This window comes from Bradyrhizobium sp. USDA 3397 (genome assembly GCF_054060965.1).
In genome coordinates this window covers 7,369,700-7,393,311 of sequence record NZ_JBSSDS010000001.1, presented here as the reverse complement: position 1 = coordinate 7,393,311, position 23,612 = coordinate 7,369,700, and the positions used below count along the sequence as shown (strand labels likewise).

Here is a 23,612-nt window from a genome sequence, read left to right as displayed (position 1 = left end):
CTCAGGCGGCGCGCGTGTCTGCCTTCACCAGCACCGGCGCAAGCTCGCCGGCGTTACGCCGCAACTTGCCCGCCTCGAAACCATGCATGCCGAGCTGCCATTGCAGGCCGACGATGGCGCCCTTGGTCGGTTGCAGCAGCGCGAGCGAGGCCAACAGCGTCACCGGCAGCCACACCGCGAGTTGCAGCCATTCCGGCGGGGCGTAGGCGGTCTCGACCGCGAGGATCGCCGGGACCACGAGATGGCCGACCACCACCATCACGAGATAGGCGGGAAAGTCGTCGGCGCGCTGGTGGATCAGCTCCTCGCCGCAATGGTCGCAAGCCTCCGCCACTTTCAGGAAGCGGCCGAACATGTGCCCTTCCCCGCAATTCGGGCATTTGCCGCTGAAACCGCGCCACATCGCCTTGGCCAGAGAGACCGTCGCCGGAGAGACAGACATGACCACACCTCTTCCTTTTCGATGATCCATACAATACTATCTTGTATCCATACATTCAAAGGTTATGGGCCTAAATTGCATGGAATGGATCCCTACAATCTCGGAGCTTTCGGGCCCGCGCTACCAGCGCATCGTCGAGGCCATGGAGGCGGACATTGCCGCCGGCAGGCTGGTGCGCGGTCAACAGTTGCCGACGCAGCGCGCGCTGGCAAAGGCCCTCGGCATCGACCTCACCACGGTGACGCGCGCCTACACCGAGGCGCGGCGCCGGGGTATCATGGAAGCCAGGGTCGGACAGGGCTCGTTCGTGTCGGAGACCAGCGCGCGGCGCGCGGTCGACCTGCCGCACCCGGTCGCGATCGACCTGTCGATGAACGTGCCACCGCACCCGCTGGAGGCGCAGCTCGACGAGCGCATCATTGCCGGATTGGAGGCCCTGCGCGCGCAATCGGGCCTGACGGCGTATCTCAACTATCAGCCGCCCGGCGGCAGCGCACATGAGCGCGAGGTCGCGGCGCGCTGGATGCGCGCCCGCGTTCCGCATGCGCAGGCCGACAGGCTGGTGGTCTTTCCCGGCGCTCAGACGATCCTCTTCAACCTGCTCGGCCATCTTGCGCGGCCCGGCGAGACCGTGCTGACCGAAGCCCTCACCTTCCCCGGCATCAAGGCCGCCGCGGCACTGCTCGGCGTCAAGCTCGTCGGTGTCCCCATGGATGAGGACGGCATCCTGCCGGACGCGCTGGCAAAGGCGTGCCGCGTGCATACGCCGAAAGCCGTCTATCTCATTCCGACGCTGCACAATCCGACCACGGCGACGCTTTCCGCCGATCGGCGCGGCACTATTGCGAAGATCATCCGCGATGCCGGCACCATCCTGATCGAGGACGATGCCTACGGGCTGCTCGACCGCTCGGCCTCGCCCGTCGCGAACCTCATTCCGGAGCGGACTTATCTTGCAACCACGCTGTCAAAATGCATCGCGCCGGCGCTGCGCGTTGCCTATCTGGTGACGCCCGACAGCGGCTCGCAGCGGGACATGCGCACCTCCCTGCAGGCGACCGTACAGATGCCGGCGCCCCTGATGGTCGCGCTGGTAACGCATTGGATCGAAAACGGCATCGCCGACCGCATCGTCAGCGCCATCCGCAACGAGGCGGTCGGACGCCAGCAGCTCGCGCAACGCGCACTGAAAGGCTTTCAGTTCCTCGCCAGGCCCGCTGCGCATCATCTCTGGTTGCGGCTGCCGGAAGGACGCCCCGACGTCGCGGCACATCTGCTGCGGAACGGGCTTGCCGTCGTCGCCGGCGATGCCTTCACCGTCGACGGGGCACCGCCGCATGCGGCACGCGTCTCGCTCGGCGCGGCCCGGAACAGATCGGAATTGACGGAAGCGCTGCGTATCCTGGTCGGCGCGCTGCAGAAGCCTGCCGACACCAGGCAGATCGTCTAGTGCGGAAATGGCTTCCTTCACCTCTCCCGCTTGTGGGAGAGGTCGCGCCGAAGGCGCGGGTGAGGGCTTTCTCCTCTGGGGGATTGTCCCGTTGTGGAGACACCCTCTCCCCAACCCTCTCCCGCAAGCGGGCGAGGGAGCGCACCTCCCTCGTAGCAATCGGGCTACATTCATCGCACTTCAGATCACCGACGGTGAAGCGGCCGCAGACCACGCTTGCATGCGGTTGGATTGACCTCGATGCCGGCAGGCATGTTATGCGAGCCGCGCGATCAACCGTTCAGGGTCGCCCCTTGCGACAAGGACAATCCGTTGGAAACGCTCACCTACGTCCTGCTGCTGCTCGGCGCGCTCGCCGGCGGCTTCGTCTCGGGACTGGCCGGTTTCGGCACGGCGCTGATGGCGCTCGGCATCTGGCTCTACGTGCTGCCGCCCTCGCTCGCGGTGCCCCTGGTGCTGATCTGCTCGGTCATCGCGCAGACCTCGACGCTGCCCTCGATGTGGAAGAATTTCGATCTCTCGCTGGTCTGGCCGTTCCTGATCGGCGGACTGATCGGCGTGCCGCTCGGGACCATGATGGTCGCCTCCGCGGACCCGGAGGTGTTCAGGCTGAGCGTCGGCGTGCTGATCCTGATCTTTTCGAGCGCGCTGTATCTGAACAAGAGACCGCTCGCGATCAAAATCGGCGGCCGGGTCGCAGACAGTGCGATCGGCTTTGCCGGCGGCATTCTGGGCGGACTTGCCGGATTGTCCGGCCCGCTGCCGATCCTTTGGGCCAACATCCGCGGCTGGAACAAGCACGAGCGGCGCGGCATCTTCCAACTCTTTAACTTCACAGTGCTCGCCACCGCGCTGGTGTTGCAAACGGCATCAGGTCTCGTCGCCCTCAAGGTGGTCTGGCTCGCGGCCGTCGCGTTTCCGGGCACGCTGGTCGGCGCCTGGGCCGGCGCGCGCGTCTACCATGCGCTGAACGACAAGCATTTCGGCGATGTCGTGCTCGGCCTGTTGTTCCTGTCCGGCCTGACGCTCGTCTGGAATAGCCTTGGCGGGCATTGAAGCGCCGCGAACTGGCGGGCGGTCATTTTCTCTACGCGGGAGCACGCGCGGGAGGCGCGACCGCCTCGGCTTCCACGGTCTCCGCAGCCTGGTCCCGCGGCGCGAAGCGCTTGCCGAACTCGCGGCGCATCAGCCACAGACTCAAGCCGGCCTGCAGCGTCGTCGCCGCGATCGAAAGATACCAGACGTGCTCGATGCGGAATCCGGGTCGCGTCGACAGCCAGAGCACCGGCACCGAATAGGTGAACACGCGCGTCAGCGAGCTCAGCAGCACAGGCTTGGTGTTGCCGAGGCCCTGGAACATGCTGGAGCAGGTGAAGATGAGGCCCTGCGCCACCATGTTGAGCGAGATGATCCGCAGGAACAGGAAGGCGACCTCCATCGTCTCCCGGTCGTTGGAGAATCCGGCCAGCAGCAGCTCCGGCTTCAGCTGCGCGAGGATCATGAAGCCGACCGCCACGACCGTGGCGATCAGCGCCGATTTGACGAAAGTCTCTCGCACCCGCGCGGCGTCGCCAGCGCCGAAATTCTGGCCTGCGATCGGCCCGGCCGCCAGTGCAACCGCGAGCGCCGGCATCTGGATGAGGGCGAGCACGCGCTGGCCGATACCGAATCCGGCCTGTGCCGCCGCGCCGAAGTCGCGCAGCACGTAGTAAACTACCGCCATGAAGATGAACATCATTGCGAACTCGCCGCCGGCCGGCAGACCGACATTGAGGATGCGCTTGAAGTAGCGCGGCTGCGGACGCCACTGCACCGGATTGAATGCAACGTAGCGCTCGACCTTGCGAAAATACGCCAGCAGCATCAGGACGCCGGCGCCCACCGCGATCGTGCTCGCCAGTCCGGCGCCGGCGACACCGAGCGGATAACCGGTGCCCCAGCCCGAGATCAGTACCGGCGCCAGTGCAATGTTGATGATGACGGCAAGGATCCGCACCAACATAGCGGGGCGAACGATACCGGTCCCGCTTAGGGCGGAGGCAATGACTTGCATGACAAATTCCAGCGCGAGCGCCGGCATGAACCACAACAGATAAGTGGTCCCCGCCTCGATCGTGGCCTGGTCAGCGGCAATCGAACGCATGTAAGGACGCGACAGCGCCGCACCGATCACGAGGGTCGAGACGCCCGCCAGCACCGACAGCACGACCGACTGGTTGAAGATCAGGTTGGCGTCCCGCCGGTCCTTGCGTCCCACCGCATGCGCGATCAGCGCCACCGTGCCGACGCCGAGCACCTGCATCAAGGCGTTGACGAGGAAGCCGGCATTGCCGGCCGCGGCGACGCCGGCAACCGCGGCATCGCCGAGGCTAGACACGAAATACAGATCGACCAGCTGGCAGAATCATGATCGAGATCATGCCGGCCATGATCGGAGGCGCCATGCTCAGGATGTGACTTGCGATGGAGCCGTGCGTCAGGTCTTTCATGTCATTCGATCCTCACGCGGCGCGCCGGCATTCGTCCGCCGGCCACGCGCGTCATTCCGCTGCTGCGATCTGTCCGAGCTCCACCACCTGGCGCTCGAACAGGCTGCGATAGATGCCGTCCGGCTTGCGCGCGAGCACCGCGTGCGTGCCCTGCTCGACGATCTCGCCGCGATCGAACACCAGGATGCGATCGAGGCTCTTCACCGTCGACAGCCGGTGCGCGATCACGATCGAGGTGCGGCCCTGCATCAACCGCTCCATCGCCTCCTGGATCAGCGCCTCGGATTCCGAATCCAGGCTCGAGGTCGCCTCGTCCAGAATCAGCACCGGCGCATCCGCCAGGAAGGCGCGCGCCAGCGCCACGCGCTGCCGCTCGCCGCCCGACAATTTCACGCCGCGCTCGCCGACCAGGGTGCCGTAGCCCTTCGGCAGGCGCAGGATGAAGTCGTGCGCATTGGCAAGCCGCGCCGCTTGCTCGATCGCTTCCAAGCTGGCGCCGGGCCGGCCATAGGCGATGTTCTCGGCGAGCGTGCGGTGAAACAGGATCGGCTCCTGCTGCACGATCGCGATCTGGCTGCGCAGCGATTGCTGCGTGGCCAGCGCGATGTCCTGACCGTCGATCAGCACCCGGCCTCCGCTGACGTCGTAGAGCCGCTGCACCAGCTTGACGAAGGTGGTCTTGCCGGAGCCGGAGCGGCCGACGAGGCCGACCCGCTCGCCGGCGCGGATCGTCAGCGAGAGCCCGTCATAGAGCGGCGCGCGATGGCCGCCATAATGGAACGTGACGTCGTCGAACACGATCTCGCCGCCCTCGATCGCGATCGGCTGCGCGTCGGCCGCATCGGCGATGCCGATCGGCTCGTCGTGGATCGCCACCAGCTCCTCCATGTCGTTGACCGAGCGCTGGAGGTTGTTGATGTGCATGCCGACGTCGCGCAAATAGGCGTGGATCACGTAGTAGCTCGTCAGCACGTAAGTGACATCGCCAGGCGAGGCGTAGCCGGAGACCCACAGCCACACGGAGCCGCCGATCACCGAGGCGCGCAAGGCCAGCAGCAGCGTCAGCTGCGCCATGGCGGTGTAGTTGTAGCGAAACCAGGTCCGCCGCACCCGCACGCGCCAGCGGTTGATGACGCGCGCGAGCCGCGCATCCTCGCGCAGCTCCGCACCGAAGGATTTCACCACGGCATTGCAGGTCAGCGCATCCGCCAGCGTGCCGCCGACCTTGGTGTCCCAGGCATTGGAGACGCGCGCGGCCGGCGCGATGTAGCGGGTCGAGAACAGCACCGTCATCGTGACATAGGCCAGCGCGCCGAGCGCGATCACCGCGCCGAGCGAGGTCCAGTGCAGGCCGAGCAGAATCATCGAGCCGATCAGAACGACGAACGAGGGCAGCAGCGCGAGCAGCAGCGTGTCGTTGAGCAGGTCGAGCGCCCACATGCCGCGAGTGATCTTGCGGACCGTGGAGCCGGCGAAGGAGTTCGCGTGCCAGTCGGTCGAGAGACGCTGCACGCGCGTGAACGCCTCCTGCGCGACCTCGGACATGATCTGCAGCGTGAACGGCACGATCGCCTGCAATCCCGCGAGCCGCAGTACCATCGAGGCCGCACCCAGCGCCACGATGGCGCCGAACGCGACCAGCGCCGCGTGCCGGGCATCGGGGTCGGACGGACCTCGGGTCAGCGCGTCGATCAGGTGGCCGGAGAAGACCGGCATGAACAAATCGGCGGCGGTTGCGCCGAGCAGGCCGCCGGCCACGACGAGGCCGCGCCCCGGCTGCTTCAGCCAATGCTTGAACACGAAGGGAAGCACGACGCGAATCGCCGCAGGCTTCTTGGACAGAGCGGTCATGGCATCATCCGGCCGCTTCGCGCGGGCCGGCTCCATCGGTGGACGCAGGCCGGCCGCGAGGGCCGAGACGGCGTCACGTAAGACTGATTTTGACTTGGGAAACGAAGCGATCGGGACGCTTGGCCAAAACCTTGGCCCAATCGAAGCTGGCGGAAGAGGCCTCTAACAGGCCGCGTACATACCGAGCCAGAACGTGATCGAGGTCATCATCGAGCGCGGGCGTACGATCTGCGATTGCGACGAAATCATGCAAATCTCTCCCCGGTTCGAATGAATGAGGTGCGCTTTATAGATGTGTCGCCAGCCGATTGCAACGGGCCTCGCGCGAGATCACGCACGAGTGTTGCAAATTAGTGCGCGTCGCCGCCGGCGCCGAACGGCGAAGCCGGCTTGTTCAGCAGCGCGACCAGCAGGCTGAGACCGAGATAGAACAGCGCCAGCATGAGGAAGACGTCGCCGAAACTCATCACCACGGCCTGGCGATGCACGATCTGGCTGAGCTGCTTCATCGCCATCAGCGCGGAATCGCCGAGCCCCTGGAACTTCTGCATCAACATGGTCAGGGTTTCGGTCGCAGTCGCGTTGCCCCAGGTCACCCGCTCCTGCAGGCGGACGATGTGCAGGTCGGTGCGTTCGTTGAGCACGGTGTTGATGACGGCGAGGCCGACCGCACCGCCGAGATTGCGCATCAGGTTGAACAGGCCGCTCGCGTTCTTCACCTTCTCGGGCGCGAGCGTGCCGAGCGCGATGTTGTTGGTCGGCACCATCGCGAACATCATGCCGATGCCGCGCAGGATCTGCGGCACCAGCAGCTCGTAGAAATCGTATTCGCGCGTGATAAAGGTCATCTGGTAGGAGCCGATCGCGAACACGATGAGGCCGAATGCGATCATGTAGCGCATGTCGACCTTCGCCATGAGCCGGCCGACCAGCGGCGCGACCAGGAACATGGTGATGCCGGAGACGAACATGGTCTCGCCGATCATCAGCGCGCTGTAGCCGCGCACTTCGGCGAGATAGCGCGGGTAGATGTATGTCAGGCCGTAGAGGCCGATGCCGATGCAGAATTGCAGCGTACATCCGACGGCGAAATTGCGGTCAGAAAAGGTGCGCAGATTGACGATCGGCTCGGCCGCCGTGAACACGCGCCAGAAGAAGGCGATGGCCGAGAGACCGCTGATCCAGGCGCAGATCGCGACCGACGTGTCCTGCATCCATTGATGTTGCGATCCTTCCTCCAGCACGTATTCCAGCGTGCCGAGGAAGCTGGCCATGAACAATAGGCCCCACCAGTCGAAGCGCTCGAGCAGCTCGAAATGCGGCTCGTCGAAATCGACCAGCGCCAGCACGCCCAACGTGATGCCGATGCCGGGCACGACGTTGATGAAGAACAGCCAGTTCCACGACATCAGGTCGGTGATGTAGCCGCCGACCGTCGGCCCGATGGTCGGGGCCAGCGTCGCGACGAGGCCGATGATGGGTCCGACGATGTGGAATTTCGTGCGCGGAAAGACGGTGTAGGCCGAAGCGAACACGGTCGGGATCATGCCGGCGCCGAGAAAGCCCTGCAGCGCACGCCAGAGGATCATCTCCTCGATCGTCGTGGCGAAGCCGCAAAGCAGGCTTGCGGCGGTGAAGCCCGCCGCCGAGATCGCGAACAGCAGCCGCGTGCCGAAGGCGCGCGACAGGAAGCCCGACAGCGGGATCGCGATCACCTCGGCGATGAGATAGGCGGTCTGAACCCAGGACACCTCGCTCGAGCTCGCCGACAGCCCGGCCTGGATTTCGCTCAAGGAGGCCGAGACGATCTGGATGTCCAGGATCGACATGAACATCCCGAACACCATGATGATGAACGCGAACAGCCGCTTCGGCGCAATGCGCTCCGAAGCGGGATCCGCCATCATGGCAGGTGAAGCGGTGGTGGCGGTGGCCATGTGTCAGTTCGGACTGGAGCGGCGGGCTCTTACCTCTCCCGCTTGCGGGAGAGGTCGACGCGCTCGAAGAGCGCGGCGGGTGAGGGCTTTCTCCTCTTGGGGAGTCTCCCTGGAGGAGACACCCTCTCCCCAGCCCTCTCCCGCAAGCGGGAGAGGGAGCGCACCTGCATTCGGGGCAGCGGCGCGGCTCATGTCATCGTCCCTACTGCGGATGGACCGCGGTGGGATGGTCGAGGTCGACCTCGGTGTCGGCGTCGGCGGCGCCCTTGTTGGTGTCGACGGTGGCGTAGACCGACATGCCGGCGCGGAGCAGGTTCTGCTTCGCCACTGATTTGGGCACGCGGATGCGAACCGGCACGCGCTGCACGATTTTGGTGAAATTGCCGGTGGCGTTGTCGGGCGGCAGCAGCGTGAACACCGAGCCCGCGCCCGCCGCGATGCTGTCGACCACGCCGGAGAACTTGCGCATGCCATAGGCATCGACCTTGATCGTCACCGGCTGGCCGGGACGGATGCGCTTGAGCTGCGTCTCCTTGAAATTCGCGTCGATATAGACCTCATCCAGCGGCACGATGTTGCCGAGGCGCTGGCCGACCGCGACGAAGTCGCCGGTGTTGACCAGGCGGTTCGAGAACGTGCCGTTGACCGGCGCACGCACCGCGGTGAAGCTGAGGTCGCGCTCGGCCTTGGCGAGCGTGGTCTTGAGCTCGGCGAGCTGCGCTTGCGCTTCGGCTTGCTGCGCCTTGGCGACGTCGACATTGCTGACGGCAACCTCATAGGCGGCGCGTGCGGCCTTGACCGCGGCGGCGCCCTGGTCGCGTCCGGCCTCCGAGCTTTCGAAGGTGGCGCGCGAGGCAAAGCCCTTGCTGCTCAGCGCCTGCTGGCGCTCGTAATCGAGGTCGGCGCGCTTGAGGCCCGCTTCCGCGGAGACGAGCTGCGCCTTGGCCTGGGCGACCTGGCTGTCGAGCGCGGCGACCTGGCGGCCGATGCGATCGATGGTGGCCTGCTGGGTCGCGATCTTGGTCGCGGCGGCTTCGACCGCAATTCGGTAATCGCCGTCGTCGATGCGGAAGATGATGTCGCCGGCCTGGACGGCCGTGTTGTCGCCGGCGAGGATCGCGGAGATATGGCCGGCAACGCGCGCGCCGAGCATGGTGTTGTTGGCGCGGACATAGGCATCGTCGGTCGAGATGTAGAAGCGGCCGACCAGCGTGTAATAGCCGGCATAGCCCGCAACGGCGAGCGCGAGCGCGAGGCCGACGCCGGTCAGGACGAATTTGCGCTTGCCGGATTTGGGCGCAGCGGCGGCAGGCACCTCCGTCGCGGGTGCCGGCGGCTTGTCGGTCACCGGGCCCTCCGGCGCCTCGCGGGTCGGACGCTTCGCTTCCTCGGCGACATGAGGGCGCAGCTGCTCGGCAGGGAGTGCGGATGCCTCGGAGACAGCATCACCACCCGCCTGGCCCTCCACCGCTTCCTGGCGAAGGACGCGAGCCGTCTGGTCTCTCGATGCGGCCATCCAGGCCTCCCCAAAAACGCAACCGAGGGCGCCCGCTGCTGCGGGCGGTCTCCTCGCTGGATCTCAAATACCATTGACCGAACGGTTCGGTCAATATAGAGATCGTGTCCTGCAGACCTTACTGCCGCGAAGCCTTCGTTGGCGTTTCATGGCCCTGATCCGAACCAAAAAGCTTCCGAGACCCTAAACCAATGGTTGTAGCTGCCGGCGAACAATTGCACGTCGTCCCGGACGAGGACAATTCCAAGCGCCGCCAGATTCTGGACGGTGCCCGCAAGGTGTTCATGGATCTTGGCTTCGACGGCGCCAGCATGGGCGAGATCGCCCGCGCCGCGCAGGTCTCCAAGGGCACGCTCTACGTCTATTTCGCCGACAAATTCGCGCTGTTCGAAGCCATCGTCGAACAGGAGGCGCTCCAGCATGGCCAGGTCGTGTTCAGTTTCGATCCCGAGCGCGAGGCCGAGACGACGCTGAAGGAGTTCGGCCTCGCCTATCTTCACCTGGTCTGCCGCCCCGGTGGCGGATCGGCGATCCGCACCGTGATGGCGATCGCCGAGCGCATGCCGGATGTCGGCCGCCGTTACTATGCGCGCGTGCTGGACAAGAGCATCAACCGCCTCTCCGACTATCTCAAGGCCCGTGTCGCCTCGGGCGATCTCGCGATCGACGATTGCGATCTCGCCGCCTCGCAGTTCATGGAGCTCAGCAAGGCCTCGCTGTTCCTGCCCTTCGTGTTCCAGGCGGCGCCCGCGCCGTCGGAACAGCGCATGAGTGCGGTGGTCGAGAGCGCAACGCGGATGTTCCTGGCGGCGTATAAGGCGAAGTAGCCGCGCGTTGCGCCTGTGGGCCGGGCGGCTATATTGCGGCCATGTCTCGCGATCTTCGCCCGCCGGTCGACATCCTCCACTACGAGATCGTCCAGGAACAGGCTTCCGCGCTTGGACGGATGGGCCGTGCCCTCGAACAGAGCCTGTCGCGCTTGCGCGAGTTCGACGCCGCCCACGCAGCGACCGATGTGCCGGAAGCGATGCAACCGGCCAGGCGCAAGCTGGTGCTGGAAGCTGGCGAGGCGCTTTGGATGTTCGTGGTGCAACGCGAGGCGTCCGGCTTGCGCGACAGCCGCCACATCATGCGCACCTACAACGTCCCGGGTGAGGTGCAGCGCTGCATGGGATTGGCACCCGCGCCGCGGAAGCCGGCCGCCGGATGAACCCCGGCTCCGCTGGGATCAAATTCCGATGTCTTCCATTGCGCGCCACCCGTGCAGGACGCGCCGCCCCTCCCGCGCGAACGCAAAGCAGTTGCCGCCGCCGGCGGGCTGATCGTGGATGCGGGCGATGGGGTGGCCCGCAATGTGGCAGAACAGCAGCGTGCCGACTGCGCCGTGGCCGACGAACAGGACGTCGCCGGGACGATGTCGCGCCAGCACCGCCTCGGCCTCGCGCACGATCCGCGCCTGTGCATCCGCAGCGCGCTCCCAGCCGCGCACGCTGAGATGAGGCGCGGCGAAGAACTGGTCGGCGACTTGCTCGAACTCGGCCGGCTTCAGGAAGCCGGTCGCCGAACGATCGTTCTCGTGCATGGCCTCGCGGATCTCGATCATGAGTCCGAGCCGAGCGGCAATGATCTCGGCGGTCTCGATCGCCTTCCGCTCGCCGCTGGAGACGATCTGCGTCGTGCTTGCGAGCCAGCCTGCATTCGCCAAAGCTTCGGTGCGCGCGCGACCCACCGGGCTCAGGCCCCATTGCGGCACCGGCACATCGGGATCGATTTGCACCTGCGGGTGGGTGAGATAGCGGACGATGCCAGCGGTCATAGTGAATCCGGTCTCTCCTCGTCATTGCGAGGAGCCCTTGCGACGAAGCAATCCAGACTGCCGCTGCGGTGATAGTCTGGATTGCTTCGCTCCGCTCGCAATGACGGCGGGAGATGACTTCCGCAAGGTCATGCCTATTCGTCGATGTACTCGTCGTCTTCCCGCTTGTGCATCGTGCTCTTGCGCGCACCGAGCGAACCGGTCACCGCCGGCTCACGCGCGCTCGCATAGGGCTTGCGCGATTGCGCGCGGGAGGCGACCTCTTCGCCCGACACTGCGGCGGGCTGGCAGATCAGGCGGCGGCTGGCGCGGCGCATCAGATCGACATGGATGTGATCGTAGTGAAAGACGTTGGAGCCCGGCGCCAGCACGGTCGTGAAGTGCGCGCAGGCCCCAGCCTGCACGTCGCGCAGGAAGCCCTGCTCTTCCGGCATGCCGCGCCAGCCGTCCTTGATGGTGATGCGGCGGCCGTCGGCGAGCACGAAGGCGGAAATGTCAAGGGCGTTGCCGAAGGCGTGCTCCGAAATATGGGCCCGCGAATTGCCGTTCATGCCGCGGCAGGAATAGGCGGAGATCTGCTTGATCTCGGCGACGCGTACGCCGAACCAGCGCATCGCCGACGGCTGCACCGTGTCGGCGAGCCAGCGGTCGAGCTCGGACACGATCGGACAGGCGAGCGTCGCGGTCGGCTTGATCGCGACGGGACCGACGCTCGTGACGGGATTACCCTGCGCAGGACCAAGACGCGGCAGCGGCTGCTGTGCCGGCGCCTGCGAGTAAGGCGCCGGACGAGCCGGATAGCTCGGTGTGTTCATGTAACGTGCCGCCCCCGCGGCATCGGTGCCCTCCGGCGGCAGGTCGATCTCGTCCTCCTGCGCAGCCACGCCGGGAGCGTTGAGCGACATCGGCCCGGATGAGGTGCCGTAGCCGGCGGGCTGGCGCACCGCGCTCTCGGGATAGTTCGAGGGCTGCGGATAGGACGATGCGGGATATCCCCGGCTCTGCGGATAATTCGACTGCGGCTGCACCGGCCAACGCGGCTGGTTGCCGATGCTGCCGGGGGGGCGCAGCGCCTCGTCGGCAAAGCCATAGGTGCCGGAGGCTTCGCCGATGGCGGCGACCTTGAGCGGAAACTCGGCGCCGCAGCTGCCAGGGCCGGAGATCGGGTCGATGCGGACGATGTCCGCACTTTCCTTGACTGCGCCCGATTTCAGGCATGCGGCTTCTGCCTCGGCCCGCCACGGTTCGCGTTCGGCCTGGAAGAAGCCGCGACCGCAACCCGCTAGCGAAACAAGGACGATGGAGCCGACGAGATACAAACGAACTCCGCGCGTCATGAACGCACGTTCGGTGAATTTACTTAAAGACTCTTCAACGTGTTGATTTCAGTGTTCTTTAACCATACCGGGCGCGGCGGCGCCGGTTGCTGCCGATGACGAGCGACAGCGAGCCTGACTTTTTCAGAAAGAGACTTTCTGTTAACCATAAGAGCTGCGCGCCAAGCAACGCGCACGGAGGGAGCGACCTCATGACGTTCGCCGGCAGATTGAGCGTTATCACCGCCTACCTCGCCATGGCCTTCGTCGGCGCCATCGTGCTCGGGATGATTTAGACGGCATCGATCGACACAACGCGGCTGCTTACCCTCCCCTGGAGGGGGAGGGTCGCTGCGCATGTAGCGAAGCGGAATGCGTAGCGGGGTGGGGTGACAGTCTCTCCCCATCCACAGTGTCCGAGAGGAGAGATCACCCCACCCCGCTCGCGCTGCGCGCGATCGACCCTCCCCCTCCAAGGGAGGGTAAGAAACACTACGACCGCGTGCGCGAGGATTGCGACGAGGCGGTGATCTCCTCCCGTGGCGCATCGACTCGCGTCCAGTCGTTGCCGGAGCACCAGAAGCGGCCGAGCGCGCAGGCTTCGACGTGCAGCTTGCCGGAGCCCTTCAGCGTCATCCTCGCGTAGTAGGTGTTGCCGCTGGAGCGGCTGTAGATGCTGCCGGCCCAGACATCGCGCTTCCTCGGCTTCATGTTGACGAGCACGCTCTCGCCGCGGCTCGACGCTTCACTGAGCGCGTAACCGCACAACGCAGCTCCACAGCGCTCGATGCGGACCGTGCCCTTGGCACCTAGGCTCTCCCATTCGCCGAGCAGCGCGTGGCCCGTGTCAGTGGTGATCTGCGCCACCGCTACGGTCTGATTGATCTCGGTGCTCGGAACGATGACCGGCGGCTCGATGCGCGGCGGTTCGAGCGCGGCGGTCTTCGGCTGATCGGTGCGCTCCAGGTCAACCCGCGGCGGACCGGGGCTCAGCGTCTCCATTCTTGCAATCTCCAAGCTTGGCGCCGGCGGCGGTGCAACGGGCTGCGATGTCGCCGCGGCAAGGGCGGGAGGCGCCGGTGGCGGCACCACCACAGCCGCTTGTGGCGGCTTGACCGCTGCCGCCGGACAAGCCGGCTGCGGCGCCTGGACCATCGGCGCGGGCGCCGGCTGCACAGTTCGTGCCGGGCCGACATCCCCCGTCGGCCTGAGGCTGCGCTTGGGAGCCACCGTAATACAGGACGCGGCTCGGCAATTGCGCGGCGCCTCGACATGGAACCGGCTGCCGCCGATCGAGAACGTGTAGGAGCCGGCCTGCGCCGTCGGCGCGACCGCCAGCAGCGCGATCGATGTGGCAAGACAAGTGGCAAGCCAGGTTGCAAGCCGCTGCATCTGCGTTTCCCTCAGGTCGCGACGACGTTACGCAGCGCAGGCGAGGCTGAATGTGCGCTGCATCACCCAGGCGTTGTTCGCTCGTTGTGACGCCCATCACAGAACGCCCGACCGCCGCGGCGTAGGGTCGAACCACGCTTCATCCACCAGCGACACCAGTCCATATCGGGACCGCGCTATTTTCGGAGGTTGTCATGAACAAGCTCTCCATCGCCGCCACCGCCCTCTTCCTGGCTTCGACCGCCGCCGCGCATGCCGGCAATTCGATCTCGTTCCAGATCGAGGGCCAGCACATCCGCATCGAGACGCCGCGCAACTGCGCTTCGCTCAACTGCGTGACCATCGTCGCGCCGGGCCTGTCGGACAAGCCGATCAAGCTGAACAACATCAACCTCAAGGGCCTTGGCGGCTCCAAGGACGATGACGAGGACACCACGCCGGCTCCGGCGCCCACGACGGCGCAGCCCGCGCCGGCTCCCGTGCAGCAGCAGCCGGTGCCGCAAGCGACTGCGCCGGCAGCGCCAGCCGCGCCCGCTGCCCCAGCCGCGACCGCTGCCGCCGCTCCCTCTATTGGCTTCGACAATTCGCAGCCTGCTCCGGTTGCGGCGCCCGCGCCCGTTGCTGCCACCGCTCCCGTCGCCGCGGCTCCCGCGCCGGCTCCGGTGGCTGCCGCGCCCGTGGCCGCAGCGAACTCGCCGATCGGCATCTGGGCGACCGAAGAGAACAAGGGCAATGTCCGCGTCGAGCAGTGTGGCGCCAATCTCTGCGGCTATGCCGAGAAGACCAATGAGCGCATCCTGATCAACATGAAGCCCGAAGGATCGAAGTGGAGCGGCCGCATTCGCGATCCCAACTCCGGACGCAATTACGACTCCACGATCTCGATGAAAGGTCCGAACGTGATGCGCGTGCAGGGCTGCGCCTTCGGCGGCATGTTCTGCGGCGGTCAGACCTGGAAGCGCGTCAGCTGACGCGCGGAGGGTCGGCTCAAACACGTTCGACGCACGTGAGCGCGCTCGGTGCGCTCCCTCGCCCCGTTCTTACGGGGAGAGGGTTGGGGTGAGGGGCTGCTTCGGCAGAAATAGTGACAGTGAGACTCGCGGAGAGTCCCCCTCACCCGGATTGCACCTACGATGCAATCCGACCTTTCCCCGCAAGCGGGGCGAGGTCGAGAGAACTCACGCCTCGCCGCGCAGCCAAGCCTTCACCTTCTGCAACAGGCCATGCCGCAACTCATCGACAGAAGCTGCTTCCGCTTGTGTCAGCGTCTGCAAAGATGCATGGATGTCGTCCTTCGCCAACGGCGACACCGGCTCGGAAACCTGCTCCGGGACGGACAGAGGCGCCAGCCCTGCCGCCGCGAGCGCGATCGGTCCGATCTGAGTCAGGAAGACGCGTTCGTATTCGCGCGACAGACGGGCGATCGCGTCGTCCAGCGTCAACCAGTCGACCGCCTTGATGTCGTTCATCAGCTTGCGGACCGGCCCGCCGTCGGCCTCCATCCGCCAGTAATGCACGACCTTGGAGCGCCCGCCGGACTGATAGACCAGCGTGCCCAGAAATTCGTGCACGGCGACGTCGTGGCCGGTCTCCTCCAGCACCTCGCGGTGCGCGGCTTCCCTCGGCGTCTCGCCGTCGTCGAGCTTGCCCTTGGGCAGGACCCATTCGTTGCGCTTGCGCTGGCGCACGACTGCAACCAGCGGCACCGGCGCGCGCCGCAACACAATACCACCCGCCGCCATGACCGGCGCCCGCGCCATCGTCACATCCGTATCGATCGAATCGTCCCCACCCGACGATATAGGCGGCGGGGGCGGCGGATTGAAGGCTACTTTCTCCTGAGCAACGCTTGCCCCGCGCGAATGCGCGTGCCCTCGGCAATGCCGTCGCAGAAGGAGAAATCGCCGGGCGCGAGGATGATGATGGTCGAGCCGTGCTCGAACCAGCCGAGCTCCTCGCCTTTGCTCACGTTGACGTCGCAGGGAAAATTGACCGGGCCGCGCGTCTGCGCGTTCAGCACCATGTCGAGGAAGTGCAGGCGGATGCTCGCGACCAGGATCGCCGCCACCGGCACCAGCGTCACGGCTTCGCCGGTCGACAAATGCGTGCGGATCACCGCGCGCTCGTTCTTGCAGAACAGACGCTCGACGCGCTTGAGCGCAATCGGGTTGACGTTCCAGACGTCGCCATGGATCAGCGTGACCCGCTCGATGTGCGCGTCATAGGGCGCATGGAAGCGGTGATACATGCTCGACGTCAGCCGCAGCGTGACGAAGGAGCCGTTGCGGTGCTGCTCGACCAGCGCGGAATCGCCGACGAGATCGAGCAGCGAATAGGGCGCGCCCTTGACCTGGAACAGCTCGGTGTCCGCGATTTTCCCGTGAGCGCCGACGATGCCGTCGGAGGGGCTCGCCACCACCGCAGGATCAGGATCGAAGGGCCGCAGGCCCGGCTTCAGCTCCCGGGTGAAGCAGTCGTGCAGACTCCTGAACTGCGTCTTGCTTGCCTCCGACAGATCGAGGTCGGAGAACAGCTTCCACAGCGCGATCGAGAAGTCCCGCACCAGGGGATTCTCGATCTTGGAGAACCAGCCCATGAAGCGGGTCAGGGCCGCGCGGGGGATGCGATTGGTCAACAGGAAGTTGAGGTCTTCCTGCTGAGTGAAAGAGGCGATGAGGGCTTTGACTGTCATGAATCTGTCAGCTCGCAGGTTTAGCGCTTGTTGTCATGGAAACGACACTCCCGATTCTCTCGATGTCCGTGGCCGCCGCAGCGTCCGCTGCCGCCGTCCTCCCGAAGATCAAGGCGCGGGTCGAACTCTCCCGCGCCAAGCACCGCTCGCTCGCCGGGCACTCCAAGATGTCGCGCCGGGTGGCGCGGCTGCTGCCGTTCTACGAGTTCGAGGGCGATCAATACTTCGCCTGCGACGGTGCGCCGGCGAACATCGCAGCGCAACGCAAGGACGCCTTCTTCCGTCTCGCCAGGCTCTACGCCGAGCGCTACCCCAAAGGCCGCGCGATGACCAAGGAAGCGGCGGAGCAGATCTCCGATCTCAACTTCACCGAAAGCTATCGCGTGCCGTTCCAGTTCTCGCGCCTCGTCCGCGAGCATCTGGGGACCTCGACCTTCATGGAATCGTCCAGCGGCGTCACCGTCACCGATGTCGACGGCAACAGCTTCTACGACCTCACGGGCTCCTACGGCGTCAACATCTTCGGCAACGACTTCTACAAGGAGTGCATCGAGGGCGCCGAGAAGCGCGCGCATGCGCTCGGCCCCGTGCTCGGCCCCTACCATCCCGTCATCCTCGAGAATGTGCAGCGGCTCTGCCAAATCTCCGGCCTCGACGAGGTCTCGTTCCACATGTCCGGCACCGAAGCCGTGATGCAGGCGGTGCGGCTGGCGCGCTACCACACCAAGCGCACGCACCTGGTTCGTTTCGCCGGCGCCTATCACGGCTGGTGGGGCGACGTGCAGCCGGGCGTCGGCAATCCCATTCCTGCGCACGAGACCTACACCCTCGCCGAGATGTCGGAGAAGACGCTCCATGTCCTGCGCACGCGCAAGGACATCGCCTGCGTTCTGGTCAACCCGCTGCAGGGGCTGCATCCCAACGCCAACGCGCCCGGGGATTCCTCGCTGGTCGATTCCTCCCGCGGCGGCAATTTCGATCGCGCGGCCTACACCGAATGGCTGAAGAAGCTGCGCGAGGTTTGCAGCGAGCGCGGTATTGTCCTGATCTTCGACGAGGTCTTCGTCGGCTTCCGCCTCGCCGCCGGCGGCGCCCAGGAATATTTCGGCGTCAAGGCCGACATGGTGACCTATGGCAAGAGCCTCGCCGGCGGCCTGCCGGTCGGCGTGGTCTGCGGCAAGCGCGAATTGATGCGGCGCTTCCGCGACGACCGTCCCGCCGACATCTGCTTCGCCCGCGGCACCTTCAACTCGCATCCCTACGTCATGACGGCGATGGACGAGTTCCTGAGCCGCCTCGCCAGCCCGAACTTCCGCGCCGTTTATGACGGGCTGGAAGAGACCTGGAACGGGCGCGTGAAGAAGCTCAACCAGATGATGCAGGATGCCGACCTGCCGGTGCGCTTCGCCAACTTCTCCTCGATCTGGACGGTGAAATACACCACGCCGTCCCGCTACAATTGGATGCTGCAATATTACCTGCGCGCCGAAGGCCTGGCGTTGAGCTGGGTCGGCACGGGACGGCTGATCTTCAGCCTCAACTACACCGACGCCGACTTCACCGAAGTCGCCGACCGCTTCGTCCGCGCCGCCCAGAAGATGAAGGCCGACGGCTTCTGGTGGCACGATGGCGTGCTCACCAACAAGCAGATCAAGCGCCAGATCCTGAAAGAGATGCTGGCCAAGCGCTTCGGGCGCTGAGGCTCTCTGACACTTAGCCCCGATCACCGCTCGCCCTTCTCCCTCGCCCCGCTTGCGGGGAGAGGGTCGGGGTGAGGGGGGCTCTCCGCGCGTGCGGTGAGCATTGACGCACGACCATCTGGCAGCGTCCCCGCGGATAGCCCCCCTCACCCGAATTTGCGCTCCGCGCAAATTCGACCTCTCCCCGCACGCGGGGAGAGGTGAAGGAAGCACCGCGTTCGCAGCCCCGAACACGTGGATGCCCGGGACAAGCCCGGGCATGACGTAGCCATCAGACATCGGAGCCTGTCGCGTGCGCCGCGCGCTTCAAGCGTGCTGCTCTTCGAGCACGGGCTCGTCGATGAAGCCCAGCGTGTGCTCGGGATTGAGGTGCAGGCCGGGATCCATCAGCTCGCCGCGCATCAAAGCGAGCGGGGCTTTGCGATAGAGCATCAGATCGTGGAAGGGATCGGTCAGGATCTTGGTCATCCAGACGAGGCCGGTCTCGACGTCGCGGATGAAGAACAGGTGCACGGTGCGGAACAACAGGCCGCCGCCGCCGACCACGAGCCAGATCTTCGCCACCTGCCGCATGAAGTCGGTCGCGCTCTGCCAGGGCGTGAAGATGCCGAACAGGGTGGGATCGACGACCAGCACCAGCGGCGACAGCGCCCAGATCGCCATCAGCACCACTTTGCGCTGCAAATTGTAGCCGACCTTGATCTCTTCCTTGTACTCGTGCGTCGCCTGGTTGATGTGGTCGTAGGTGTGCGGCTCGAAGAAGAAGTGGCCGGCCTGGCGCGAGGTCATCGACACCAACCAGCCGACCAGCGCGGAGACGACGGGATCGATGAACAGCCAGACATAGGCGAACAGGAAGCTCAGCGCGCTGACGAAGTGCAGGCTCTGATTGATGCGGCTGTGGTGATAGTAGCGATGGTCGTCCCAGCGCTGGATCCGCAGCTGCTCGAGATAATTCTTGATCATGCTCTTCCCCAAAATGCTTTCGGGTTCAGGATTACAGGGATTCGATGTAGGCCGTGTGACATCATCATTTTGTCATGTGACGATGTGCAGCGGCGCGATGACGCACGCGACGCGTGAGCTTCAGATCACGCCGCTTTGGCGACGTCGACCTTGCGGAAGCGCACCAGCGAGAAGTGTCCCAGCGGCGGAATCAAGCGGCGCTCGGCAAGCTCGATGCCGTGCGCGCCGGCGAGCCATTTGGCATAGCGCGACCAGGCGAATTCGGCGGTGCGGAAGCCGAGCGGACGCACCACCGGCTGCAGCTTCTGCTCGATGAAGCGGCGCATCCCGGTGTCGGCGCTGACGCGGGTGAGGATGATCAATTCGCCGCCCGGACGCAGCACGCGGGCGAATTCGTCGAGCGCCTTCTCCGGGTTCGGCACGGCGGTGACGACGTATTGCGCCATCACGACGTCGAAGGAATTATCGGGGAATTCGAGCTTCTCGGCGTCCATCACCGCGAGGCCCTCGACGTTCTTCAGCTTCTGCTCCGTCACGCGGCGGCGCGCCTTGTCCAGCATCGCTTCCGAAATGTCGGTGCCGAAGATGCGCAGGTTCGGCGCGTAGAGCGGCAGCGAGATGCCGGTGCCGACGCCGACCTCGAGCACGCGGCCGCCGATCTTGTTGGTGGCCGCGATCGCCGCCTGCCGGCCCTTGGCGAACACGCCGCCGAACACGAGATCGTAGACCGGTGCCCAGCGGTCATAGGCCTGCTCGACCGTGCCGCGCGTGAGGTCCAGCTGCTGGGTGCCGTCAAAGTTCATGATCTTAGCCATCGATGAGGTTCTCGCTGTGGTTCGAATAAACGGTCAGCCGCGCACCGGCCGCCGCGCCATGCGAGGCGAGGCGCGCAGGACGCGGCTGGGCTGCAGTGAGGTGAGGTTGCCGACGAACTGGCGCGCGCTGTTCTCCCAGGAGTGCTCCAGCGCGAAATTGCGGCAGGTCTCGCGCGACATCGTGAGCGCGCGCAGGCAGGCGGAGCCCAGATCGTGGTCGATCGCGCCGATCGGGTGATCGGCAATGACGTCTTTCGGTCCCGTCACCGGAAACGCCGCAACCGGCGTGCCGCAGGCGAGCGCCTCGAGCTGCACCACGCCAAAGGTGTCGGTCAGGCTCGGAAACACGAATACGTCGGCCGCGGCGAGATGGGCCGTGAGATCCGCCCCCTTCTTCTCGCCGAGGAAGACTGCGTCCGGATATTTCTTCTCCAGCGCCGCCTTCTGCGGGCCGTCGCCGACGACGACCTTGGTGCCGGGCAGGTCGAGCGACAGGAACGCTTCGAGATTCTTCTCCACCGCCACGCGCCCCATTGTCATGAAGATCGGGCGCGGCAGGTCGAGCTGTGCCGGAGCGTCGGGATGAAACAGCCCGGTGTCGACGCCGCGCGTCCAGAAGCCGAGCCGCTTGAAGCCGCGCTCGGACAGCTCCTGCCGCAGCGAGGGCGTCGCCACCATGGTCATGGCGGCGGCATCGTGGAAGTGGCGCAGCACCGCGTAGCCGACGCCCGCCGGGATGCCGGTCCGCACCGAGACGTATTCCGGAAAGCGGGTCGTGTAGGAGGTGGTGAAGGCGAGCCGGTTGCGGCGACAATAAGCGCGCGCCGCCCAGCCGATCGGGCCCTCGGTCGCGATATGCAGCGCCTCTGGCGCGGCCTTCTCGATCCGCCGCGCGATCTCCTTCGCCGAAGGCAGCGCGAAGCGCAGGCCCGGATAGGTCGGCAGCGGCCAGGACGGAAAGCCGTCGGGGGTGAGGAAGTCGATCTCGACGTCGAGGGCCTTGGCCGCATTCGCTAGGGAGGTCAGGGTGCGGACCACACCGTTGACCTGCGGATGCCAGGCGTCCGTCGCGATTAATACCCGCATGGGAAGATCCCGAGAGTTTGATGATTCTCAGGCATCGACCATCAACGAAGGTTATTTCAGGCGTGTGACGTCACAGAAGTGTCGGCGTGCTGTTTTGTTCGTTAACGAGCCGGCGGAGCCACGAAACTGTCATGAAACAATTCTTGCCGCCGTGAAACCGTTTTCGGTTTTCCGCGCAAATGTCCCGAAACGTTTTGCCGTTAGGACTTTAGGCAACGGAGCACCGCAACGGTGCCGCGGTGAGCAAAACACCGAGCAAACAGGGGCGATCACATGTTCAATCTGGACACGTTCAAGACGTTTTCGCGCGCCGTTGCACTCAGTGCCGTCGCGGTTTCCGCAATCGCGTTCGCTGGTGCAGCCAAGGCCGCGCCGGTGCAGATCTTCCCGTTCTTCCAGCCGCTGCCGCCGATGACCGCGCCGCAGCCGCTGCAGCCCTATCAGCCGTATCAGCCCTATCAGGCGCCGACCTACCAGACCGAGCCTGAGGATCAGGACGCGGTCGAGCTGCCGGCCCGCTTCCGCCGCCAGACCGTCTCCTACGCGACGCGCGAAGCGCCGGGCACAATCATCATCGATACGCCCAATACCTATCTCTATTACGTGCTCGGCAATGGCCAGGCACTGCGCTACGGCATCGGCGTCGGCCGCGACGGCTTCACCTGGTCCGGAATCCAGTCAGTGAGCCGCAAGGCCGAGTGGCCGGCCTGGACGCCGCCGCCGGAGATGATCGCCCGCCAGCCCTATCTGCCGCGCCACATGGCCGGCGGCCCCGGCAATCCGCTCGGCGCGCGCGCCATGTATCTCGGCGGCACCATCTACCGCATCCACGGCACCAACGCCCCTGAAACCATCGGCAAGCGCGTGTCCTCCGGCTGCATCCGCATGACCAACGAGGACGTCACCGACCTCTATTCCCGCGTCAACGTCGGCACCAAGGTGATCGTGCTGCCGATGACCGAGCGCCGCGCAGACCTCGGCGCCGCGAGCCGCTGAAGCGACAGGACAACGTAACGCGAACGGCCCCGGAACCCACCGGGGCCGTTTTCGTTTGCCCTCGACATCCCCGTTGCGCCTGTTGCGGCGCAATCCCCGATGGAGGCGCAAATGCGACCACGAAGGCAACCCTCGCCAAGCCCATGGCTGCACGCCCTCGCCTGCGCCGGAGCACTGACGCTGCTCGTGTCCGCGCACGCCTCGCGCGCGCAGCAACCCGCGAATGACGACGCCGGCAAGCAGGCTTTCAACAATTCCTGCCGCACCTGCCATTCCATGAAGGAAGGCGACAATCGCCTCGGTCCCAATCTCAACAAGATCGTCGGACGCAAGGCCGGCTCGCTGCCGGACTACAATTACTCCTCGTCCATGAAAGAAGCCGGCTTCGCCTGGGACCAGGACAAGCTCACCCGCTTCATGGTCAAGCCGGACGAAGTCGTGTCCGGCCACAAGATGCAGCCCTATGGCGGTATCTCGGCGGAGGAGGCGGCGAAAGTGGTAACGCATCTGAAGGCAATGTCGCAGTGACCGGTGATTGCGGCGCATCCTTCGAGACGCCCGCCTGCGGCGGGCCCTCAGGATGAGGACTGAGTCTGCTGCTTCGATTGGCTGCCGAGACGTTTCCCGGTCATGATCAATCCTCTTGCGCCAAGGCAGGACTGCCAGATAGCCTCATCCTGAGGAGCGCGCCGTTGCGCGCGTCTCGAAGGACGAGGCGTTCACGATGACCGACGGCGCGTGGCTCTACATTCTCCAATGCGCGGACGGCAGCTACTACATCGGCACGACGCGCACCGAGCTCGAGATTAGGGTCGCTCAACACAACGCCGGCACGTTCGAGGGCTACACGATGTCTCGTCGCCCCGTCACGCTGATCTTCTCCCAATGGTTCGACCACATCACCGACGCGATCGAATGCGAGCGCAAGCTCAAGAAATGGAGCCGCGCGAAGAAGGAGGCGTTCATGCGCGGCGGCTTCGCCGAGCTGCATGAGCTGGCAAAGCGAGGATCACATCATCCTTCGAGACGCCCGTCTACGGCGGGCCCTCAGGATGAGGACTGAGTGTGTGGCTCGCAGTCATCCAGTACTTGCGCCACTCGCCAAATGCCAGATAGCCTCATCCTGAGGAGCGCGCCCTTGCGCGCGT

At 65.6% G+C, this 23,612-nt stretch carries 22 protein-coding genes and 1 pseudogene; 10 read left to right on the top strand and 13 right to left on the bottom strand.

The genetic code is table 11. From position 1 onward, the window contains the following. Position 1: 1 nt before the first annotated feature. On the bottom strand, positions 2 to 442 hold the full coding sequence (locus ACVWYQ_RS34325; protein ID WP_404543100.1) for a DUF983 domain-containing protein: 441 nt from the start codon (positions 440 to 442) through the stop codon (positions 2 to 4). A gap of 79 nt (positions 443 to 521) precedes the next feature. On the opposite strand from ACVWYQ_RS34325, the gene ACVWYQ_RS34320 reads away from it, so the two are divergent. Beyond that, on the top strand, positions 522 to 1,892 hold the full coding sequence (locus ACVWYQ_RS34320) for an aminotransferase-like domain-containing protein (protein WP_456727009.1): 1,371 nt from the start codon (positions 522 to 524) through the stop codon (positions 1,890 to 1,892). Between the two features lie 312 nt (positions 1,893 to 2,204). Next, on the top strand, positions 2,205 to 2,948 hold the full coding sequence (locus ACVWYQ_RS34315; protein ID WP_404543102.1) for a sulfite exporter TauE/SafE family protein: 744 nt from the start codon (positions 2,205 to 2,207) through the stop codon (positions 2,946 to 2,948). Between the two features lie 31 nt (positions 2,949 to 2,979). Here ACVWYQ_RS34315 and ACVWYQ_RS34310 read toward each other — a convergent pair. From ACVWYQ_RS34310 to ACVWYQ_RS34295, 4 genes and pseudogenes are all read right to left on the bottom strand, one after another. Then, positions 2,980 to 4,381 (bottom strand): annotated as a pseudogene (locus ACVWYQ_RS34310) (MATE family efflux transporter). Positions 4,382 to 4,432: 51 nt separating this feature from the next. Further along, positions 4,433 to 6,232 (bottom strand): ABC transporter ATP-binding protein, encoded by a 1,800-nt coding sequence (locus ACVWYQ_RS34305; protein ID WP_404543105.1) that lies wholly within the window; start codon positions 6,230 to 6,232, stop codon positions 4,433 to 4,435. A 350-nt stretch (positions 6,233 to 6,582) separates the two neighbouring features. Then, the gene (locus ACVWYQ_RS34300) at positions 6,583 to 8,169 is read right to left on the bottom strand and encodes a DHA2 family efflux MFS transporter permease subunit (RefSeq protein ID WP_157287782.1); all 1,587 of its coding nucleotides are present in this window, start codon (positions 8,167 to 8,169) and stop codon (positions 6,583 to 6,585) included. A 202-nt stretch (positions 8,170 to 8,371) separates the two neighbouring features. Continuing rightward, the gene (locus ACVWYQ_RS34295; protein ID WP_404543106.1) at positions 8,372 to 9,685 is read right to left on the bottom strand and encodes an efflux RND transporter periplasmic adaptor subunit; all 1,314 of its coding nucleotides are present in this window, start codon (positions 9,683 to 9,685) and stop codon (positions 8,372 to 8,374) included. 191 nt (positions 9,686 to 9,876) lie between these two features. Between ACVWYQ_RS34295 and ACVWYQ_RS34290 the strand changes: the two genes are divergently transcribed. Further along, positions 9,877 to 10,512 (top strand): TetR/AcrR family transcriptional regulator, encoded by a 636-nt coding sequence (locus ACVWYQ_RS34290; RefSeq protein ID WP_225128345.1) that lies wholly within the window; start codon positions 9,877 to 9,879, stop codon positions 10,510 to 10,512. A gap of 41 nt (positions 10,513 to 10,553) precedes the next feature. Next, entirely contained in the window at positions 10,554 to 10,895 is a 342-nt protein-coding gene (locus tag ACVWYQ_RS34285; RefSeq protein ID WP_404543107.1) for a DUF6665 family protein, read from the top strand. An 18-nt stretch (positions 10,896 to 10,913) separates the two neighbouring features. On the opposite strand, the gene ACVWYQ_RS34280 is transcribed toward ACVWYQ_RS34285, so the two are convergent. Beyond that, entirely contained in the window at positions 10,914 to 11,501 is a 588-nt protein-coding gene (locus ACVWYQ_RS34280) for a histidine phosphatase family protein (protein ID WP_404543109.1), read from the bottom strand. A 134-nt stretch (positions 11,502 to 11,635) separates the two neighbouring features. Further along, complete coding sequence (locus tag ACVWYQ_RS34275) at positions 11,636 to 12,838, bottom strand: extensin family protein (RefSeq protein WP_404543111.1); 1,203 nt, start codon at positions 12,836 to 12,838, stop codon at positions 11,636 to 11,638. 95 nt (positions 12,839 to 12,933) lie between these two features. On the opposite strand from ACVWYQ_RS34275, the gene ACVWYQ_RS34270 reads away from it, so the two are divergent. Further along, complete coding sequence (locus ACVWYQ_RS34270; protein ID WP_271542713.1) at positions 12,934 to 13,113, top strand: hypothetical protein; 180 nt, start codon at positions 12,934 to 12,936, stop codon at positions 13,111 to 13,113. 196 nt (positions 13,114 to 13,309) lie between these two features. Here ACVWYQ_RS34270 and ACVWYQ_RS34265 read toward each other — a convergent pair whose 3' ends face one another. Next, positions 13,310 to 14,209: a DUF2147 domain-containing protein gene (locus ACVWYQ_RS34265; protein WP_404543112.1), complete on the bottom strand. Its 900-nt coding sequence runs from the start codon at positions 14,207 to 14,209 to the stop codon at positions 13,310 to 13,312. A gap of 194 nt (positions 14,210 to 14,403) precedes the next feature. Between ACVWYQ_RS34265 and ACVWYQ_RS34260 the strand changes: the two genes are divergently transcribed. Continuing rightward, positions 14,404 to 15,180, top strand: coding sequence for a DUF2147 domain-containing protein (locus ACVWYQ_RS34260; RefSeq protein WP_275508675.1), 777 nt, complete (start codon positions 14,404 to 14,406; stop codon positions 15,178 to 15,180). Positions 15,181 to 15,387: 207 nt separating this feature from the next. Here ACVWYQ_RS34260 and ACVWYQ_RS34255 read toward each other — a convergent pair whose 3' ends face one another. Continuing rightward, positions 15,388 to 15,969, bottom strand: coding sequence for an NUDIX hydrolase (locus ACVWYQ_RS34255; protein ID WP_271542719.1), 582 nt, complete (start codon positions 15,967 to 15,969; stop codon positions 15,388 to 15,390). Between the two features lie 68 nt (positions 15,970 to 16,037). After that, positions 16,038 to 16,901 (bottom strand): archaetidylserine decarboxylase, encoded by an 864-nt coding sequence (gene asd, locus ACVWYQ_RS34250; RefSeq protein WP_128263736.1) that lies wholly within the window; start codon positions 16,899 to 16,901, stop codon positions 16,038 to 16,040. A gap of 35 nt (positions 16,902 to 16,936) precedes the next feature. Between asd and ACVWYQ_RS34245 the strand changes: the two genes are divergently transcribed. Further along, the gene (locus ACVWYQ_RS34245) at positions 16,937 to 18,601 is read left to right on the top strand and encodes an aminotransferase class III-fold pyridoxal phosphate-dependent enzyme (protein ID WP_456727008.1); all 1,665 of its coding nucleotides are present in this window, start codon (positions 16,937 to 16,939) and stop codon (positions 18,599 to 18,601) included. A 306-nt stretch (positions 18,602 to 18,907) separates the two neighbouring features. Here ACVWYQ_RS34245 and ACVWYQ_RS34240 read toward each other — a convergent pair whose 3' ends face one another. The 3 genes from ACVWYQ_RS34240 to ACVWYQ_RS34230 form a co-directional block, all read right to left on the bottom strand. Further along, a complete protein-coding gene (locus ACVWYQ_RS34240; RefSeq protein ID WP_404543113.1) occupies positions 18,908 to 19,567 on the bottom strand; it encodes a hypothetical protein in 660 nt (219 codons plus the stop codon). 125 nt (positions 19,568 to 19,692) lie between these two features. Then, on the bottom strand, positions 19,693 to 20,382 hold the full coding sequence (locus ACVWYQ_RS34235; protein ID WP_271542726.1) for a class I SAM-dependent methyltransferase: 690 nt from the start codon (positions 20,380 to 20,382) through the stop codon (positions 19,693 to 19,695). A gap of 33 nt (positions 20,383 to 20,415) precedes the next feature. Beyond that, a complete protein-coding gene (locus tag ACVWYQ_RS34230) occupies positions 20,416 to 21,468 on the bottom strand; it encodes a glycosyltransferase family 4 protein (RefSeq protein ID WP_456727007.1) in 1,053 nt (350 codons plus the stop codon). 273 nt (positions 21,469 to 21,741) lie between these two features. On the opposite strand from ACVWYQ_RS34230, the gene ACVWYQ_RS34225 reads away from it, so the two are divergent. From ACVWYQ_RS34225 to ACVWYQ_RS34215, 3 genes are all read left to right on the top strand, one after another. Further along, positions 21,742 to 22,464, top strand: coding sequence for a L,D-transpeptidase (locus tag ACVWYQ_RS34225; protein WP_157281595.1), 723 nt, complete (start codon positions 21,742 to 21,744; stop codon positions 22,462 to 22,464). Between the two features lie 111 nt (positions 22,465 to 22,575). Next, positions 22,576 to 22,992, top strand: coding sequence for a c-type cytochrome (locus tag ACVWYQ_RS34220; protein WP_404543115.1), 417 nt, complete (start codon positions 22,576 to 22,578; stop codon positions 22,990 to 22,992). Between the two features lie 196 nt (positions 22,993 to 23,188). Next, on the top strand, positions 23,189 to 23,527 hold the full coding sequence (locus tag ACVWYQ_RS34215; protein WP_456727006.1) for a GIY-YIG nuclease family protein: 339 nt from the start codon (positions 23,189 to 23,191) through the stop codon (positions 23,525 to 23,527). The last annotated feature ends 85 nt before the right edge of the window (positions 23,528 to 23,612 follow it).